Source organism: Buttiauxella sp. BIGb0552 (assembly GCF_004366275.1).
Lineage (GTDB): Bacteria > Pseudomonadota > Gammaproteobacteria > Enterobacterales > Enterobacteriaceae > Buttiauxella > Buttiauxella gaviniae.
This window is the reverse complement of record NZ_SODY01000005.1, coordinates 46,486-64,270: the sequence shown is the minus strand read 5'-3', so window position 1 is coordinate 64,270 and position 17,785 is coordinate 46,486. Positions and strand designations below refer to the sequence as shown.

The 17,785-nt window shown below is 51.7% G+C and carries 15 protein-coding genes; 4 read left to right on the top strand and 11 right to left on the bottom strand.

Annotated features, from left to right (window positions below):
• The first annotated feature begins 8 nt into the window (after positions 1-8).
• Positions 9-2,090: a 4-alpha-glucanotransferase gene (gene malQ / locus EDF88_RS15485; protein ID WP_134185676.1), complete on the top strand. Its 2,082-nt coding sequence runs from the start codon at positions 9-11 to the stop codon at positions 2,088-2,090.
• A gap of 748 nt (positions 2,091-2,838) precedes the next feature.
• Here malQ and nfuA read toward each other — a convergent pair.
• Entirely contained in the window at positions 2,839-3,414 is a 576-nt protein-coding gene (gene nfuA / locus EDF88_RS15480; RefSeq protein ID WP_064542768.1) for a Fe-S biogenesis protein NfuA, read from the bottom strand.
• A gap of 58 nt (positions 3,415-3,472) precedes the next feature.
• Positions 3,473-4,156, bottom strand: a complete 684-nt coding sequence (gene gntX / locus EDF88_RS15475) for a DNA utilization protein GntX (RefSeq protein ID WP_064514357.1) — start codon at positions 4,154-4,156, stop codon at positions 3,473-3,475.
• Positions 4,157-4,194: 38 nt separating this feature from the next.
• Here gntX and bioH point away from each other — a divergent pair, with 38 nt between their 5' ends.
• Positions 4,195-4,968, top strand: coding sequence for a pimeloyl-ACP methyl ester esterase BioH (gene bioH / locus EDF88_RS15470; RefSeq protein ID WP_134185674.1), 774 nt, complete (start codon positions 4,195-4,197; stop codon positions 4,966-4,968).
• Between the two features lie 77 nt (positions 4,969-5,045).
• On the opposite strand, the gene feoC is transcribed toward bioH, so the two are convergent.
• The 5 genes from feoC to greB form a co-directional block, all read right to left on the bottom strand.
• Positions 5,046-5,285: a [Fe-S]-dependent transcriptional repressor FeoC gene (feoC, locus tag EDF88_RS15465; RefSeq protein ID WP_064561159.1), complete on the bottom strand. Its 240-nt coding sequence runs from the start codon at positions 5,283-5,285 to the stop codon at positions 5,046-5,048.
• Positions 5,286-5,294: 9 nt separating this feature from the next.
• Positions 5,295-7,616, bottom strand: a complete 2,322-nt coding sequence (gene feoB, locus EDF88_RS15460; protein ID WP_134185672.1) for a Fe(2+) transporter permease subunit FeoB — start codon at positions 7,614-7,616, stop codon at positions 5,295-5,297.
• Positions 7,617-7,670: 54 nt separating this feature from the next.
• Entirely contained in the window at positions 7,671-7,895 is a 225-nt protein-coding gene (feoA, locus tag EDF88_RS15455) for a ferrous iron transporter A (RefSeq protein ID WP_064514348.1), read from the bottom strand.
• A gap of 512 nt (positions 7,896-8,407) precedes the next feature.
• A complete protein-coding gene (locus EDF88_RS15450; RefSeq protein WP_134185670.1) occupies positions 8,408-10,738 on the bottom strand; it encodes a Tex family protein in 2,331 nt (776 codons plus the stop codon).
• A 119-nt stretch (positions 10,739-10,857) separates the two neighbouring features.
• Positions 10,858-11,331: a transcription elongation factor GreB gene (gene greB, locus EDF88_RS15445; protein WP_064514344.1), complete on the bottom strand. Its 474-nt coding sequence runs from the start codon at positions 11,329-11,331 to the stop codon at positions 10,858-10,860.
• A gap of 237 nt (positions 11,332-11,568) precedes the next feature.
• On the opposite strand from greB, the gene ompR reads away from it, so the two are divergent.
• Together ompR and envZ are read left to right on the top strand one after the other, a co-directional pair.
• Complete coding sequence (ompR, locus tag EDF88_RS15440) at positions 11,569-12,288, top strand: two-component system response regulator OmpR (protein ID WP_001157751.1); 720 nt, start codon at positions 11,569-11,571, stop codon at positions 12,286-12,288.
• A complete protein-coding gene (envZ, locus tag EDF88_RS15435) occupies positions 12,285-13,637 on the top strand; it encodes a two-component system sensor histidine kinase EnvZ (RefSeq protein WP_034460303.1) in 1,353 nt (450 codons plus the stop codon). Before ompR ends, envZ begins: the two co-directional genes overlap by 4 nt.
• Positions 13,638-13,751: 114 nt before the next feature.
• Here envZ and pckA read toward each other — a convergent pair whose 3' ends face one another.
• The 4 genes from pckA to yrfG all read right to left on the bottom strand — a co-directional run bounded on the left by pckA (position 13,752) and on the right by yrfG (position 17,768).
• The gene (gene pckA, locus EDF88_RS15430; protein WP_134185668.1) at positions 13,752-15,371 is read right to left on the bottom strand and encodes a phosphoenolpyruvate carboxykinase (ATP); all 1,620 of its coding nucleotides are present in this window, start codon (positions 15,369-15,371) and stop codon (positions 13,752-13,754) included.
• 409 nt (positions 15,372-15,780) lie between these two features.
• Positions 15,781-16,659 (bottom strand): Hsp33 family molecular chaperone HslO, encoded by an 879-nt coding sequence (hslO, locus tag EDF88_RS15425; protein WP_064514340.1) that lies wholly within the window; start codon positions 16,657-16,659, stop codon positions 15,781-15,783.
• 27 nt (positions 16,660-16,686) lie between these two features.
• A complete protein-coding gene (gene hslR / locus EDF88_RS15420) occupies positions 16,687-17,088 on the bottom strand; it encodes a ribosome-associated heat shock protein Hsp15 (protein ID WP_064514338.1) in 402 nt (133 codons plus the stop codon).
• The gene (gene yrfG, locus EDF88_RS15415; RefSeq protein WP_064514335.1) at positions 17,088-17,768 is read right to left on the bottom strand and encodes a GMP/IMP nucleotidase; all 681 of its coding nucleotides are present in this window, start codon (positions 17,766-17,768) and stop codon (positions 17,088-17,090) included. Before yrfG ends, hslR begins: the two co-directional genes overlap by 1 nt.
• Positions 17,769-17,785 lie beyond the last annotated feature (17 nt).

Genomic DNA, 17,785 nt, shown 5'->3' with positions numbered 1-17,785 from the left:
GGGAACGCATGGACAGCAAACGTCTTGATAACGCCGCCCTTGAGGCGGGAATTAGCCCAAACTACATTAACGCCCATGGCAAACCGCAGGCTATTCCTGCGGATACCAAGCAGCGTTTGCTGGAAGCCATGAGCCGTACCACCACCTTGAAAAAGGTGGTGGTGACGCCAGTGGCAAATGTACTGGTGTTTACCTCTGGCACTCGCATGGCGACGGTGCTGGAAGGCAACGGTGATTACAGCTGGCAGTTAACGACCGAAGACGGTAAGCAGCACAAAGGCCATGCACTGGCAGGTAAAAAACTGACTCTGCCTGCCGCGCTGGCGGAAGGCTACCACGAACTGACGGTCAGCCAGAATGAACACCACTGGCAGTGCCGCGTGATTGTTGCGCCAAAACGCTGCTATGAACCTGTAGCACTGATGCAGGATGAAAAACTGTGGGGCGCATGCGTGCAGCTCTACACCTTACGTTCCGCGCATAACTGGGGAATTGGCGATTTCGGTGATTTACAGCGCATGCTGGTGGATGTCGCAAAACGGGGTGGGGCGTTTATCGGCCTGAACCCAATCCACGCGCTGTATCCAGCAAACCCGGAAAGCGCCAGCCCGTATAGCCCGTCTTCCCGCCGATGGTTGAATGTGATTTATATCGACGTGAATGCGGTCGATGATTTCTTGCTCAGTGATGAAGCGCAAGACTGGTGGAAAATGCCGGTCACGCAGCAAATGCTGAATGAAGCCCGTGATGCGCAATGGGTGGATTATTCCACCGTGACCGTGCTGAAGATGGCCGCTCTGCGCATGGCGTGGAAGCAGTTTTCGCGGCGCGGTGCGCGTGATGAACAAGTAGTCGCATTCCAGAAGTTTGTGCAGGAAGGCGGTGATAGCCTCTATTACCAGGCCGCTTTCGATGCGCTGCACGCATACCAGGTTAAAGAAGATGAAATGCGTTGGGGCTGGCCGGTATGGCCGGAAGGTTTCCGCGACGCGCATAATCCTGAAGTAAAAGAGTTCTGCACCGAACACAGTGACGAAGTGAATTTCTATCTGTGGCTGCAATACCTGGCCTACGTTCAGTTCGATGCATGCTGGCAAACCAGCCAGGGCTTTAAAATGCCAATCGGCCTGTATCGCGACTTAGCGGTAGGTGTTGCCGAAGGCGGTTCTGAAACCTGGTGTGACCGCGAGCTTTACTGCCTGAAAGCCTCGGTGGGTGCCCCGCCGGATATTCTCGGTCCGCTCGGCCAGAACTGGGGTTTACCACCGATGGACCCGCATGTGATTACGGCGCGTGCCTATCAGCCATTTATCGAGCTGCTGCGCGCCAATATGACCAGCTGCGGTGCATTGCGTATTGACCACGTGATGTCGATGCTGCGTTTGTGGTGGATCCCTTACGGTGAAACCGCAGATAAAGGCGCATATGTGCATTACCCGGTCGACGATCTTCTGTCGATCCTCGCGCTGGAAAGTAAACGTCATAATTGCATGGTGATCGGTGAAGATCTGGGTACTGTGCCGGTTGAGATCGTCGGTAAGCTGCGCGACAGCGGGGTTTACTCGTATAAAGTGCTCTATTTCGAGCATGACGACGAAAAGCAGTTCCGCTCGCCAAAAGCTTGGCCGAAGCAGTCAATGGCGGTTGCTACGACTCACGATTTACCGACGCTGCGTGGTTACTGGGAAAGCGGTGATTTGACGCTGGGTAAAACGCTTGGGCTTTATCCAGACGACGAGATGTTGACTGAGTTGTATAAGGATCGTGAACGGGCGAAACAAGGTTTGCTGGATGGGTTGCATAAATATGGTTGCCTGCCAAAACGCGCCGGACACAAGGCTTCAATGATGGCGATGACATCAACGCTTAATCGTGGAATGCAGCGCTACATCGCCGATAGCAACAGTGCGTTACTGGGCCTGCAGCCGGAGGATTGGTTGGGTATGGCGGAGCCGGTGAATATTCCAGGCACCAGCTATCAATATAAGAACTGGCGTCGCAAGTTATCGACTTCGCTTGAGGCGATATTCGCCGATGAAGAAGTGAATAAGTTGCTAAAGGATTTGGATAAGCGACGTAAGAAAAGGTGAAGGAGTAATACGCCCTCACTCTAACTCTCTCCCCTGTAGCTTTCTCTTATACATAACTCGCCCTGGCAATCTTGTCGGGGCGAGATCTGTAAGCCTCGCTGATTTTCCGTTCACCCGTGCGTTCAGTTATTTCTTTAATCCCCGAAAACGGTGAACGTATCAAGGGGTTAGCGCCAACCCCTTGATAATCCAGGCGCCCGGCAAATCAATCGCCGCTAAAGCGGTAAACACCGTTTTTCACCCAACATTCGGGGTCGTTCGCGATTCGTTCCCGACGATCGCTCTCTCACGTGGCTCCCGGCCATGTGACCCCGACTGAAGGGTAAAAAACGGTGCGATTGAAGCCGGGAACAAGGTCAAAACCGCTCTGGCCTTTGACTTTGAATTTCGGGTCCGGCTTAAATCGCCTCCATTTTGACTCCAGGTGGCAGGGTCCAGCCGTCGGGAACGGCTGGAGGGCGCGATCGTCTGGAACGAATCGCAACCGACCCTGACACGGAGGCAAAATGGAGGTTTACCGCTTGCGGCGATTTATTTGCCGGGAGTCCGGGTTCTTAGGGTGGCGACGGTGGCCACCCTAAGACGTTCACCGGTTCAGTCGCGACATAAACACGCTGTTGCCTGGTGAACGGAACCTTCTCCGAATTGGCAAGAACAGCCCTTCAAAATTGCGTATAAGAGACAGCCCAGAAGAGGGCTCTTTCTTTGCTCCCTCTCCTGGGGGAGAGGGCCGGGGTGAGGGTGAAAATCAATAGTATGAATGCTCGCCGCGCTGGTGTTCGGTCAAATCGCGAACGCCTTTCAGTTCCGGGAACTCAGCCAGCAGCTGCTTTTCGATGCCTTCTTTCAGGGTTACGTCTACCATTGAACAGCCGTTACAACCACCGCCAAATTGCAGAATCGCAAAACCTTCATCAGTGATTTCCATCAGCGTAACGCGACCGCCGTGGCCTGCCAGCTGTGGGTTTACCGTCGCTTGCAGCATGTATTCAACGCGCTCCATCAAAGGCGCATCATCGGAAACTTTACGCATTTTGGCGTTTGGCGCTTTCAGCGTCAGCTGTGAGCCAAGCTGGTCGGTGACGAAATCAATTTCAGCATCTTCAAGATAAGGTTTGCTCAGTTCATCGACATATGCGGTCAACTGCTCGAATTTGAGGGCAGTATCTGACGCTTCTACCGCATCCGGCGGACAGTAAGAAACCCCGCACTCCGCATTTGGAGTACCAGGATTAATGACGAATACGCGAATTTGCGTCCCTTCTTCCTGACCTGCCAGCAGTTTGGCAAAGTGGGATTGTGCTGTATCGGAAATACGGATCATAACGATTGCTCAATAGTTGACTATTTTAGTCGGTTATAATACGCCCATCATCGAGGGTCTACAAGGTTCGACAAAGGCACCACACCTGGATAGTCGCCGCGCCCTGCTTTTTCAGCATCCGCGCAATTTCCGCCACCGTACTGCCCGTCGTGACGACATCATCCACAATAATTATATGGCGCCCAGCCACTGGAAAATCAACCCTGAAAGCACCTTTAAGATTGTTGCGACGCATACGTGCGTTCAGTTGATGCTGCACCTGCGCGGCGCGGATCCGCAGCAACCCTCGCGGCATATAGTCACATTGCAGCCAGTGTGAAAGCTGTCTTGCCAACAGGTCGCTTTGATTAAAACCACGCCGCCAGGCACGACGCGAATACAATGGAACACTCACGATACAATCGGGTTTAGGCCACTGGCTAAAGCGTTTTGCTTGCAGTACACGCAACAGCATTAAACGCGCCAATGCCGGAGCCAGCGCGACAGTGGCGTTAAATTTAAACCGCTGAATAAGCTGACTTAGCGGTGGGCCATAATCCGTGACGAACAACAACGCATCCCATTCCGGTGGTTTTTGCAGGCAACGGCCGCAGGGCGATTTTGTATGTGTGGCAGGTAATCCACAGCGCGGACAGCAGGGCGGCGGAGCGGGTAATGCTTTAACGCAGCATGAACAAAGGCCCCAATGTGCGCAGGTGAGTGGCATCTGGCATAGCCAACATAGCCCTGGGATTGTTAGCATATTCGCTTCCTTGCAGATAAAAATGAGAACAGTAACTGATGAGCAAGCTTTGGTGGCAGACAAAAGGTGAAGGGAAAGATGATCTTGTGCTGCTGCACGGATGGGGGCTGAATGCGGAAGTGTGGCATTGCATTTGTGAGGAATTAAGCTCGCATTTTCGTCTTCATCTTGTCGACTTGCCAGGCTATGGCCGCAGCCAGGACTTCGGGGCGCTCTCACTAGAGGAAATGGCTGATATCGTGTTGGCGCAGGCGCCAGAGCAGGCGATTTGGCTTGGCTGGAGTCTGGGTGGGCTGGTGGCAAGTCAGGTTGCATTAAGTCATCCGGAGCGTGTGAAAGGGCTGGTGACTATCGCGTCCTCGCCTTGTTTCACCGCTCAGGATGAGTGGCCGGGCATTAAACCTGACGTTCTTGCGGGTTTCCAGCATCAGTTGAGTGAAGATTTTCAGCGTACCGTTGAGCGCTTTTTGGCGCTCCAGACGCTGGGAACAGAAACCGCACGCCAGGATGCACGCCGTTTGAAAGCGGTAGTGCTTGAGCAACCAATGCCGGGTGTTGAGGTGTTAAACGGTGGGCTGGAAATTCTCAAGACCGCAGATTTACGCGAGCCTTTGCGCCAGCTTACAGTGCCGTTCTTGCGTTTATACGGTTATCTGGATGGGCTGGTGCCGCGTAAAATCGCGGGTTTGTTAGATGAACAGTGGCCGCAAAGCGAAGCAGTGATTTTCCCGAAAGCGGCTCATGCGCCGTTTATTTCGCATCCACAGGATGTGTGCCTGGCGCTTGAGGCGTTTCAAAAGCAGCTTGGTTAATGTCGGATGTCGGTTCGCACGCGTTTCAGTTCATTTGCGGGTTTTGTAGGGGGATTAGCGTAAGCGACACCCTCCACCTACGCGCGCAACGCCCACACTTCCCGAACACATTTCTTCCCTTCAGGGCAGCTCTTGCAGCTCCCCGTCAGGCAATCGCTCGGGTCTTCGGTGATACGCATTGCTTTACCCATCGCTTCAAGGCGGCTCAGCATTGCATTCACCAATGGCAACGGCGTGGCGAGCTGTTGGCTAATTTGCGTGGCATCCATGCGCCCTTGTAGCGCCAGCGCATCACGAATCTCAATTAAGCTCGCCATACCTTCTCCTTAGTGGCAATCGCCAGCAGTGCTTTTACAGCAGGCCGCTTCGACTGTTTTACGGGTTGTCATCAGGCTGACATCCACACGGCTGCGAGCTTTACGCAACCCACCAATTAACAGCACGTTGAACAACACCACCGCGAGAATACAGACCAGGCTGTACTTCGGATGAGCACTAAACGTTACCGTCTGGTAGTAAAGCGTGGACAGCGAGTAGGCGATATTTAGCCCCCACAATACCGAGAACATCATCCAGCCACGGCTGGACTCGCGGGCGACCGCACCCATCACCGAAATGCAGGGGATATAGAGCAGAACGAAAATCAGGTAGCTATAGGCCGCAGCCGGGCTGCCAAATTTGCTGCTCATCACACCCATTGCGCCGCTTGCCATTTCACCGTCGCCTTTGCTGGCTTCGATTGGGTTGAGCAGCACGCTCAGGCTGAAGGTGTCTTTCAGGCTTTGCCAGGTTTCACCTGCTGCGCCGCCTAACTCATCAAGCAAATTGAAACTTGCAGCATCAAACGGTTCTTCGTGCATGTCTTCAGCGGTGTAAAGCGTGTTGAGCGTACCGACCACCACTTCTTTTGCCATGGCGCCAGTGAACAGGCCGACGGTCGCCTGCCAGTTATCTTCGTGAACACCAATCGGTTTTAGCAACGGAGTGAGCACACGGCTGACCGACGCCAGCGCCGAATCGTTGATGTTGTCCACTTCTTTGCCGCTAAACGAGAAGCTATTTAGCGCACCAATGAAAATACTGACGATGACGATAACTTTACCGGCACGCAGCACAAAACCTTTCAGGCGTTGCCAGGTTTGCAGCAGCAGGCTTTTCAGGTGCGGAACGTGGTAGACCGGCAGTTCCATCACAAATGGCGTTGCTTCACCACGCATGATGGTGTGCTTGAGCATCAGCCCGGTCAGAATCGCCATCACGATGCCAAGAATATAGAGTGAGAAGACAACCAGCGCACCTTGCTGCCCGAAGAACGCGGCGGCAAATACTGCAAAGATGGCAAGGCGTGCGCCACATGACATAAACGGCGCCATCATGATGGTCATCAGGCGTTCACGCGGAGCATCGAGCGTACGTGCACCCATCACCGACGGCACGTTACAGCCAAAGCCAACAATCAAGGGTACGAATGATTTGCCCGGCAGGCCGAGGGATTGCATCAGGCGATCCATCACAAATGCCGCACGCGCCATGTAGCCGGAGTCTTCAAGGAACGAGAGGAACAGGTACATCATACCGATTTGCGGCACCAGTGGCAGCACGGTGTTGATACCACCGCCGATACCCTGGGCGAGGAAAATCGTCAGCCAGCTTGGGAAGTGAAGTGTGGCGCCAATCCACTGAATACCGTGGATAAAGATGGCCGCAGAACCGCCGTCAAAAATGGGTTGTAATGCGCCGCCAATGTTAATCGCCAGCAAGAACATCAGGTACATCACCAGCAAGAAAACAGGCAAGCCGAGGAAACGGTTAAGAATGATTTTATCCATCATTGCCGTTAAGCGATGCGGTTCGGCGGTCAGGCTATTACTGATGGAATCACAGATGGCGGCGATGGTTTGATAACGCGCATCGGCAATCAGCAGTGCGGGGTCTTCGTTCTCTTCTGCCAGTTGTGCACGTACCGCGTCCAGTTTGTCCGCGGCATGACCGGCATATTCAAGGCTGTAGATATCGCCTTCGAGCATTTGCAGCGCTAACCAACGGCGTTGCTGCTCTGGCATATCCGCAGGCATTTCTGCCGCAAGCTTGTCGGCTTCTTCAAGCAGACGTGGCGGATAAAGCACTAAATCGCTATGCGTGTTTGGCTGGCGGCGGTCGATTGCCAGTTTCAGGCCTTCCATGCCACGGCCACGAGTGGAAACCAGTGGAACGACCGGGCAGCCCAGGCGTGCAGCCAGCGCGTCGATATCAATGCGAATATCTTGCTTCTCGGCGATGTCGAGCATGTTAAGCGCGACGACACACGGAATGCCGAGTTCGAGCAATTGCAGCGTCAGATACAAATTGCGCTCAAGGTTGGACGCATCGACGACATTTATCAGTAAGTCTGCATCACCACTCAAGATGTAGTGGCAGGCAATTTGTTCATCCAGAGAAGTTTGCGATGAAATGGTGGTCAGCGAGTAGGTACCCGGCAGATCAACAAGTGTGACCTGATGTGCAAGCGTTGAAAACTGACCTTCTTTACGTTCTACGGTAACGCCCGCCCAGTTACCCACTCGCTGGCGTGAACCGGTGAGCTGGTTGAATAACGTGGTTTTCCCGGAGTTAGGGTTACCGATTAAGCCGATAGTTAATTTTTTCATTTTTTTCGTGAACTTAAAGAAAATAGCAACGAGCGCGAGCGCTCACCCCGCCAATCAGGCAATGGCTTCAACGTGCAGTAATTCGAGATCTTTTTTACGTAGTACCAGGCTGACGCGACGTGTTTCGATATGAATTGGGTCGCCTAACGGCGCAACACGTACAACGTTGAATGAAGAGCCAGGCAACATACCGAGTGATAATAATTTTTGGCGGTATGACGGACTAATTTCGCTGGAAAAGCCGGTAATCTTCCACGCACTACTTGGTAAGAAACGCATAAGACCTACTTAGAGCTGGGCTCGGGTATTTAAAAATATCGTTGGGCATTGAGGAGAAATAACGAACAAATCAATGATAATGAGAATGGTTTCTGTCTTCAATAATTATTTTTGTGGTGAATGACTCGTTTGAATTTATTTTTTCAGGGAGGTTTTATTAATTATAAATGTGGGGTGCACAAGCTATTTTTATATAAAAACCATTAATAACAATAAGTTGCATTTATTTTAAAATGATAATTTTATTATTTTATCTCTACTAATGTTGTCATGATATTTCAGGTGTTACATGTTTGATAAATATTAGTGGTGTTTTTATATTTTTGCGAAAATTGATCTATAGCAAACTCACTCTATTTTCTGACGAATTACTGCGGATGCTAAAGAAATGTTATTCATTCGCTACCGGGCATGAAAGAGGCAAATTGTGCTGAATTTAACACTGGGGAAATAGATGGGGGTTTATTCCGCCCCCTCCTGATGAAAGGAGAGGGGGAAATCAGCATTAAGGATTAACGTTTCTTACCCAATGCCGCTGCCAGTGCATCACTCATCGCACTGTTACCGGCGCTGCTGCCAGCATTATCACGCCCGCGAGGTTTTTGCGGCTGTGCCGGGCGGCGTTCGGTTTGCTCACGCGGTGCGGAACCACGGCGGTTGGACTCACCTGGCTGCTCATCCAGACGCATGGTGAGCGCAATACGTTTGCGCGCCAGATCCACTTCCATCACTTTCACTTTGACGATATCACCAGCTTTCACCACTTTATGCGGGTCGTCGATGAATTTGTCGGAAAGTGAGGAAATGTGGACTAAACCATCCTGATGCACGCCGATATCTACAAACGCACCGAAGTTAGTCACATTGGTGACAGCCCCTTCCAGCACCATGCCAGGCTGAAGGTCGTTCATGGTTTCAACGCCATCAGCAAACTTCGCTGTTTTGAACTCAGGGCGCGGGTCACGGCCTGGTTTTTCGAGCTCTTTGATGATGTCGGTCACTGTTGGCACACCAAAGCGTTCATCGGTGAAATCGCGTGGGCTCAGGCCGCGCAATGCTTCGCCGTTGCCCATCAAATCCTGTAGCGCTTGTTCGGTCGCAGCCAGGATACGCTGAACAATTGGGTAGGCTTCCGGGTGAACGGTGGAGGCATCCAGCGGGTTATCACCGTGGTTAATACGCAAGAAACCTGCGCACTGTTCGAAGGCTTTTGGCCCCAGACGGCTCACTTTCAGCAACTGCTGGCGGTTCTGGAAACGGCCATTTTCATCACGCCAGTTAACGATGTTCTGCGCCATCATGCGCGTTAAACCTGCCACGCGAGTCAGTAATGGCACCGACGCGGTATTCAAGTCCACGCCAACGGCGTTTACACAGTCTTCGACGACCGCATCCAGTTTCTTCGCCAGCTGTGACTGGCTCACATCGTGCTGATACTGGCCGACACCGATAGATTTCGGGTCGATTTTCACCAGCTCCGCCAGGGGATCTTGCAGGCGGCGAGCAATAGAAACCGCACCGCGAATCGAAACATCGAGATCCGGGAATTCCAGTGCTGCCAGTTCAGATGCCGAATAAACCGATGCGCCTGCTTCGCTGACAATCACTTTCTGCGCGGTGACTTTCGGGAATTGCTCTTGAACGTCGAGGAAGAAACGCTCGGTTTCGCGTGATGCAGTGCCGTTGCCGATCGCTACAAGTTCGACGTTGTGCTTCTGACAAAGCGCGGCGACGCCAACAGCCGCTTTCGCGGCTTGGCCGGTGTGTGGGTAAATGGTATCGGTGGCGACCAGTTTGCCGGTTGAATCAACAACCGCGACTTTCACGCCAGTACGCAGGCCTGGATCGAGGCCCATGGTGGCACGCAGGCCAGCCGGAGCGGCCATCAATAAATCATGCAGGTTGCGGGCGAAAACGTTGATCGCTTCGTCTTCGGCGCGTTCACGCACGGTACCCATCAGCTCGGTTTCGAGGTGCATCAGCACCTTGATGCGCCAGGTCCAGCTCACCACGGCGCGACGCCAGGCGTCTGCTGGTGCGTTATTCAGGCGTAGGCCGAGATGGTCGATAATGATTTGTTCGCAATAGCTTTCACGCGGTGGTTCGTCATGCTGCGGATCGGCATTGAGCGCAAGCTGTAAAATACCTTCGTTGCGGCCACGGAACATTGCGAGCGCACGGTGTGAGGGAGCGGTAGCAATCGGTTCGTGATGGTCGAAGTAGTCACGGAATTTTGCGCCTTCCTCTTCTTTGCCAGCCACGACATTGGCAACCAGATGCGCATTTTTCCACAAGTAGTTACGCACTTTTGCCAGCAGCGCGGCGTCTTCGGCAAAACGCTCCATCAGAATGTAGCGTGCGCCATCGAGTGCGGCTTTGGTGTCGGCAACGCCTTTATCTGCGTCAACGTAACTTGCAGCGGCTTCTTCCGGCGTGTGGGACGGGTCATTCCACAGCAACTCAGCCAGAGGCTCCAGACCGGCTTCGATAGCAATTTGCCCGCGCGTACGGCGCTTTTGCTTATACGGCAAATAGAGGTCTTCAAGCTCGGTTTTGCTCAGCGTGCCATTAATGGCTGATGCGAGTTCGTCGGTCAATTTACCCTGGTCGGTAATGGATTTCAGGATGGTCTGGCGGCGGTCTTCCAGCTCGCGCAGATAGCCAAGACGGGTTTCTAACTGACGCAGTTGCGTGTCATCCAGACCGCCGGTGACTTCCTTACGATAACGCGCAATAAATGGCACGGTATTCCCTTCGTCCAGCAGGCGAACGGCGGCATCAACCTGTTCGTTGCGGGCCTTTAGTTCGCTGGCAATAATGCGGCAGAGTGAATCATTCATCATGGTTTTTTCATCTGTTTGAGTCGAAATTATTGGGGATAGTTATACGGATTGGAGGGTGAAAATGCCAGCCACAGCGCCTGAGTGGTGATGAATCGGACAGTTCTGCGGCTGGCTTGTGCTTATTTCACATACTCGATTTCATTGACGTACCACTGTGCTTCACCGGCGGGCGTTTGCACGATAGCGAGGTCACCCACTTCTTTTTTCAGCAGGGCGCGTGCCATTGGAGAATCAATAGAAATGTAATCTCTGCGGCCAAAAATTTCGTCATAGCCCACAATGCGAAAACGCATCTGGTTTCCTGCGTCATTTTCAATTTCCACCCACGCGCCGAAGAACACTTTGCCTTCTTGTTGCGGTGAATAGTCGACAATCTTCAACTGTTCGAGGCATTTCGTGAGATAACGCACTCTACGATCTATTTCTCGCAGACGTTTTTTGTTGTACTGGTAGTCGGCATTTTCACTGCGATCGCCAAGGCTTGCCGCCCAGGTGACCTTTTTTGTCACCTCTGGACGCTCTTCACGCCACAAGTAGTCCTTTTCTTGTTTGAGCTTTTCATAGCCTTCGCGGGTAATTAATGGCGTTTTCATCAGCAAGCCTTGCATGGGTGGAACAATTAAAGGTGATTTAAACCGAAATATCAGGGTGATGGCAATCCCGGAGATTTGCGAAGTAAGTCATTATTCTGTGTTAAAAAGTGCCCATAACCATCTGTTTAATATGCTTTGTAACAATTTCGACTAGAATATATACCAGAATTGACTGGTCGTAACGCTCCAGTTTTTTAAGAATACGCACTCACTGTTCGTGCCTTTGGGAGTATAAGAATGCAAGAGAATTATAAGATTCTGGTCGTGGATGACGACATGCGCCTTCGCGCGCTGTTAGAACGTTATCTCACCGAACAAGGCTTCCAGGTCCGTAGCGTTGCTAACGCAGAACAGATGGATCGCCTGCTAACCCGTGAGTCCTTCCACCTGATGGTGCTTGATCTGATGCTACCAGGTGAAGATGGCTTGTCTATTTGTCGCCGTCTGCGCAGTCAAAGTAATCCAATGCCAATCATTATGGTCACCGCGAAAGGCGAAGAAGTTGACCGAATTGTTGGTCTGGAAATTGGTGCCGATGACTACATTCCAAAACCATTCAACCCGCGCGAACTGCTTGCGCGTATCCGTGCTGTTCTGCGCCGCCAGGCCAATGAACTGCCGGGCGCTCCTTCTCAGGAAGAGGCGGTGATTGCCTTTGGTAAGTTTAAACTGAACCTCGGTACCCGTGAGATGTTCCGTGAAGATGAGCCTATGCCATTAACCAGCGGCGAGTTCGCAGTGCTGAAAGCACTGGTGAGCCACCCTCGTGAGCCATTATCACGCGATAAGCTGATGAACCTGGCCCGTGGCCGTGAATACAGTGCGATGGAACGTTCTATTGACGTGCAGATCTCCCGCCTGCGCCGCATGGTTGAAGAAGACCCTGCGCATCCACGCTATATCCAGACCGTATGGGGCCTGGGCTACGTATTCGTGCCGGACGGTTCCAAGGCATGAGGCGAGTCCGCTTCTCCCCCAGAAGCTCGTTTGCACGCACGCTGTTACTGATCGTCACCTTGCTGTTCGTCAGCCTGGTGACGACCTATCTTGTGGTGCTGAACTTCGCCATTTTGCCGAGTTTGCAGCAGTTTAATAAGGTACTGGCTTACGAAGTCCGTATGCTGATGACCGATAAGCTGCAATTGGAAGATGGCACGCAACTGGTGGTTCCGCCTGCATTTCGGCGTGAAATCTACCGTGAATTGGGTATCTCTCTTTATTCCAATGAAGCGGCGGAAGACGCGGGTTTACGCTGGGCTCAGCATTACGAATTCCTCAGTCATCAAATGGCGCAGCAGTTGGGTGGCCCAACCGAAGTTCGGGTTGAGGTTAACAAAAGCTCGCCGGTTGTCTGGCTGAAGACGTGGCTGTCACCGAATATCTGGGTTCGCGTTCCTCTGACTGAAATTCATCAGGGCGACTTCTCACCACTGTTCCGCTATACGCTTGCGATAATGCTGCTCGCGATAGGCGGCGCATGGCTGTTTATTCGTATTCAGAACCGACCCTTGGTTGACCTTGAACATGCTGCTTTGCAAGTAGGTAAGGGGATCATTCCGCCACCGCTTCGTGAATATGGCGCGTCTGAGGTGCGCTCTGTTACCCGGGCGTTCAACCATATGGCTGCTGGTGTGAAGCAACTCGCCGATGACCGCACGCTGCTAATGGCGGGTGTTAGTCACGATTTGCGTACACCACTCACTCGTATTCGTCTGGCAACAGAAATGATGAGTGAAGAAGATGGCTATCTGTCTGAATCGATTAATAAAGATATCGAAGAGTGTAATGCGATAATCGAGCAGTTCATCGATTACCTGCGTACCGGGCAAGAGATGCCGCTGGAAACCGCCGATCTCAACACCGTATTGGGCGAAGTGGTGGCAGCGGAAAGTGGATACGAGCGAGAAATCGACACCGATCTGCAAGCCGGCGAATTGCTGGTCAACATCCACCCGTTATCCATTAAACGTGCCGCGGCCAATATGGTGGTGAACGCAGCGCGTTACGGAAATGGTTGGATTAAGGTCAGCAGTGGCGGCGAGTTAAACCGTGCCTGGTTCCAGGTGGAAGATGACGGCCCAGGGATTAAACCTGACCAGCTCAAGCATCTGTTCCAACCTTTCGTGCGTGGTGATAGTGCGCGGAGCACCAGCGGCACCGGTTTAGGGCTGGCGATTGTGCAGCGTATTATCGACAACCATAACGGCCTGTTGGATATCGGCGTTAGTGAGCGGGGCGGTTTGCGGATACGGGCTTATTTACCGTTACCGATGAACAAAACGGTCAGCCAGTTAAAAGAAAGCTGAGTGATAAATAAAAAAGCGAACCTTTAAGGTTCGCTTTTTTGTAGCTCGGGTTAGCATAGATGGTGGATGTTACTTGTGCTAATCCCCCATACAAACTCATTCGCTATTCGAAAATTAAATCTTCGGCCCTGCGCTTACAAGTGCTGCACCCGCTGGAGTGTCGGTATATTTTTCGAAGTTCTCGATAAACAACTTAGCCAGTTGCTCCGATTTTTCCTGCCACTGTTCTGGTGATGCGTACGTTTTACGCGGGTCCAGAATATTGCCTTCCACGCCTGCCAGTGCTGTTGGAACAGCAAGACCAAAGATTGGTAAGGTGAACGTTTCGGTATCGTCCAGAGAACCGTTGAGAATAGCGTCGATAATTGCGCGCGTGTCTTTAATGGAGATACGCTTACCTGAGCCATTCCAGCCAGTGTTAACCAGATAGGCCTGTGCACCTGCCACCTGCATGCGTTTCACCAGCACTTCGGCATATTGCGTTGGGTGCAAAGAAAGGAATGCTGCGCCAAAGCAAGCAGAGAATGTTGGCGTCGGCTCGGTGACACCACGTTCAGTACCCGCCAGTTTGGCCGTGAAGCCTGACAGGAAGTGATACTGGGTTTGGTTGGCCGTCAGGCGCGAAACCGGTGGCAATACACCAAAAGCATCAGCAGTCAGGAAGATAACTTTCTTGGCATGCCCAGCTTTCGAAACCGGCTGAACGATGTTTTCGATGTGGTAAATCGGGTAAGAAACTCGAGTGTTCTCGGTTTTCGAACCGTCGTCAAAATCAATTGAACCATCGGCACGTACCGTTACGTTTTCCAGCAGCGCGTCACGACGAATCGCATTATAAATTTCTGGCTCTGCTTCCTGGGATAAACGAATCGTTTTTGCGTAGCAACCGCCTTCGAAGTTGAACACGCCGTCATCGTCCCATCCGTGTTCGTCATCACCAATCAGGCGGCGTTTCGGATCGGTAGAAAGCGTTGTTTTACCTGTGCCAGACAGGCCAAAGAACACAGCAACATCGCCTTTTTCGCCGACGTTTGCCGAACAGTGCATTGAAGCGATGCCTTTTAGCGGCAGCAGGTAGTTCATGATTGAGAACATCCCTTTCTTCATTTCGCCGCCGTACCAGGTGCCGCCAATCAGTTGCACGCGCTCGGTAAGGTTAAACGCGATGAAGTTTTCAGAGTTCAAACCCTGCTCTTTCCATTGTGGGTTGGTGCACTTGGCGCCATTCATCACCACAAAATCTGCTTCGAAAGTTTCAAGCTCTTCTTCGGTTGGACGGATGAACATGTTCTTAACGAAATGAGCCTGCCAGGCCACTTCGGTAATAAAACGCACCGACAGACGGGTGTCTGCATTCGCACCGCAGTAAGCATCAATAATAAAGAGGCGTTTGCCAGAGAGTTGGTTAGTGACCAGACCTTTCAGATGCTGCCAGGTTTCTTCACTAAGCGGTTTATTGTCGTTTTTACCTTTGCCGTTATCTGCCCACCACAGCGTGTCGCGGGTGGTGTCGTCACGGACGATGTATTTATCTTTTGGGGAACGGCCGGTAAATATGCCGGTATCTACGGCTATTGCACCGAGATTGGTTTCAATGCCGCGCTCAAAACCTTCCAGATTGGGGTTGAGTTCTTCGTGATACAGAGTGTCGTAATCGGGGTTGTAAACCACTTCACTTGCGTCATGAATTCCATAAGCCTTGAGATCTTGCGGGGTTATGCCTTTAACTCGCATTTCACTGCTCCTTAGCCAATTTGTACTGCCTGAGATTGTAGGGTTGTTTATTGGTTGTTAACCGCGACACCTATCATAGATTTGAGTATCCACTCGAATCCATATATACCCTTCGCCCTTCAAAATGCGGGGGTATTGGCTGCTCTCATTTACCCTAATCACTTACTTGAGTAAGCTCATCGGGATTCATTCGATTGCCGCCTACCTGCATTTTGAATAGCTTGGGTATAGCGGAAAACGCTGTGAAGCGAGTCACAACGGGGTGAGAGTATGGCAGGAAATGCTAGTACGGCAGGGAAAATATTCTGAATATGTTAAAAAATAGTGCGATTAACGGACGAGGTGTGATTAAGCACTCAATTCTATGAAACGAAGATTTGCCCTTCCATAAATGGAAGGGCAAAAGACATTAATGCACTTGCGGATCTGCTGGGGATGCGTTGTTGCGGATCTCTGCAATGTCCATGGCGTTGAACACGTAGTGATTACCGCAGTAGTCACAGTTCATGTCGATTTCGCCTTCTTCTGCAATGATGCTATTCACTTCTTCATCAGGCAGAGTTCTTAGTGCATCGGCACAGCGTTCGCGTGAACAGGTACACTTAAATTCAACGTTTTGAGGATCGTAAAGTGTCACTTCTTCTTCGTGGTACAAACGCCACAGCACGTCATTAGCTGGTAGGGTCAACAACTCTTCAGCCTTGATGGTTTCAGTCAGTGCCGCCAGGTGGTTGAAATCGTCAGCCTGTGCGTCTTGCGCTGGCAGAACTTGCAACAACATGCCACCCGCTGCTGGTTTGCCTTCAACATCACCAGTGCGGATAAACAGACGCGTTGGCAACTGCTCGGAACGTAAGAAGTAATCTTCCAGACATGCCGCCAGAGTATCACCTTCAAGCCCAACAACACCCTGGTAGCGCTCTCCTTGAGCCGGGGTGATAGTAATGACCAGATAGCCATTGCCAACCAACGTTTTTAGATCCGCATCGGCAGGGATATCACCTTTAAAACGCGCAACACCACGCATTTGCTGGTTATTGTTGCCGTTAATCACTGCGAGGGTCATAGGACCATCACCCTGCAATTGCACAGTGATATCACCATCAAACTTCAGCGTTGCAGTCAGTAGACTGGTTGCGACCAGCAATTCACCAAGAATGGTTTTTACCGGGGCTGGGTAATCATGGTTTTGCATGATTTGCTGCCAGGTGTCGGAAACCGTTACCAGTTCACCGCGAACGGCAAAGTTTTCAAACAGGTAACGATGTAGTTGGTCGTGTTGGGTCATAATTTTCTCTCATTCGGATGACATCTTTTATTCGTTGCCACCGTGTTTAAATTTCATCAAATCACGACGCTCTTTTTTATCCGGGCGTCGGTCGGGGTGGGGCATGGTCAGCGCGTTCATTTTGCGTGCCAGCGCTACTTTTTCCCGCTTAGTGATACTTTCCGCTGTCTCTTCATAAAGCTGCGAGGCATCGGTGGCCGGGCGGCGCTGTTCAGTTAGCGCCAGCACTTTAACGGTTTTCTCGTCATTGCCCTGGCGTAGCGTCAACATGGCATTCAGCTCAACGATTTTACTCGGTTTGCTGCGTTGCCCGTTGTAATGCACCTTACCGCCTTCAACCATTTCCCGAGCAATAGCTCGCGTTTTATAAAAACGTGCAGCCCACAGCCATTTGTCGAGACGCACACCTTCAGACGATTTTTCTTTCATCACGACTCCTTAGATATCAACTTCGGGAGTAGTCGGCGATAGTCGTTCAATGCCGGATGATGCTGGTAAGTTTTGTCAGCCTGGCCAGAATCGGGATTGGTCACGCCCAGGCAATAACGAATACCAAACTTCGCGGCGGAGTCCAGAATAGCTTCGCTATCGTCAATAAATAGCGTTCTGGCGGGTTCCAGCCCGGTATGCTCGGCAACGGCTTGCCACAACCGCTGATCTTCTTTCGGATAACCAAATGTGTGGGTGGAAAGCAATAAATCAAGGTGTTGGCCTAAACCGGTATGTTCAAGTTTGACGGCCAGATTATGTGGATGGGCATTCGTCAGTAAGATACGCCGCTTGCCGCAGTCTTTCAGGGCATTAAGGAACGGGACGGTATCTTCACGCAGCACGGCATTTGGCCCTTGCGTGGTGGTCATTGCACAAATATCCAACCCCAGACGCTCGCTCCAGTAATCCAGACAGTACCAGTTTAGCGTATGTTGCACGTCGTGATATTCGCGGGCAATCAACTGATGGGCTTCATCCAGTGGAATGTTTCTTTGCTCACTGACTGTTTCTGGCACCAATTTTTGCCAGAAGTGGCTATCGAACGCGAGATCCAGCAATGTGCCGTCCATATCGAGCAATACGGTATCGACATCCTGCCAGGCAATATCAATATGCATAGGTTCGGACCTGATTA

Excerpts from the sequence above, each read along its gene's own strand:
- pckA (WP_134185668.1), bottom strand. The coding sequence starts at position 15,371 with ATGCGAGTTAAAGGCATAACCCCGCAAGATCTCAAGGCTTATGGAATT.
- malQ (WP_134185676.1), top strand. The coding sequence starts at position 9 with ATGGACAGCAAACGTCTTGATAACGCCGCCCTTGAGGCGGGAATTAGC.
- gntX (WP_064514357.1), bottom strand. The coding sequence starts at position 4,156 with ATGCTAACAATCCCAGGGCTATGTTGGCTATGCCAGATGCCACTCACC.
- greB (WP_064514344.1), bottom strand. The coding sequence starts at position 11,331 with ATGAAAACGCCATTAATTACCCGCGAAGGCTATGAAAAGCTCAAACAA.
- yrfG (WP_064514335.1), bottom strand. The coding sequence starts at position 17,768 with ATGCATATTGATATTGCCTGGCAGGATGTCGATACCGTATTGCTCGAT.
- bioH (WP_134185674.1), top strand. The coding sequence starts at position 4,195 with ATGAGCAAGCTTTGGTGGCAGACAAAAGGTGAAGGGAAAGATGATCTT.
- EDF88_RS15450 (WP_134185670.1), bottom strand. The coding sequence starts at position 10,738 with ATGATGAATGATTCACTCTGCCGCATTATTGCCAGCGAACTAAAGGCC.
- feoB (WP_134185672.1), bottom strand. The coding sequence starts at position 7,616 with ATGAAAAAATTAACTATCGGCTTAATCGGTAACCCTAACTCCGGGAAA.
- ompR (WP_001157751.1), top strand. The coding sequence starts at position 11,569 with ATGCAAGAGAATTATAAGATTCTGGTCGTGGATGACGACATGCGCCTT.
- feoA (WP_064514348.1), bottom strand. The coding sequence starts at position 7,895 with ATGCGTTTCTTACCAAGTAGTGCGTGGAAGATTACCGGCTTTTCCAGC.
- envZ (WP_034460303.1), top strand. The coding sequence starts at position 12,285 with ATGAGGCGAGTCCGCTTCTCCCCCAGAAGCTCGTTTGCACGCACGCTG.
- hslR (WP_064514338.1), bottom strand. The coding sequence starts at position 17,088 with ATGAAAGAAAAATCGTCTGAAGGTGTGCGTCTCGACAAATGGCTGTGG.
- nfuA (WP_064542768.1), bottom strand. The coding sequence starts at position 3,414 with ATGATCCGTATTTCCGATACAGCACAATCCCACTTTGCCAAACTGCTG.
- hslO (WP_064514340.1), bottom strand. The coding sequence starts at position 16,659 with ATGACCCAACACGACCAACTACATCGTTACCTGTTTGAAAACTTTGCC.
- feoC (WP_064561159.1), bottom strand. The coding sequence starts at position 5,285 with ATGGCGAGCTTAATTGAGATTCGTGATGCGCTGGCGCTACAAGGGCGC.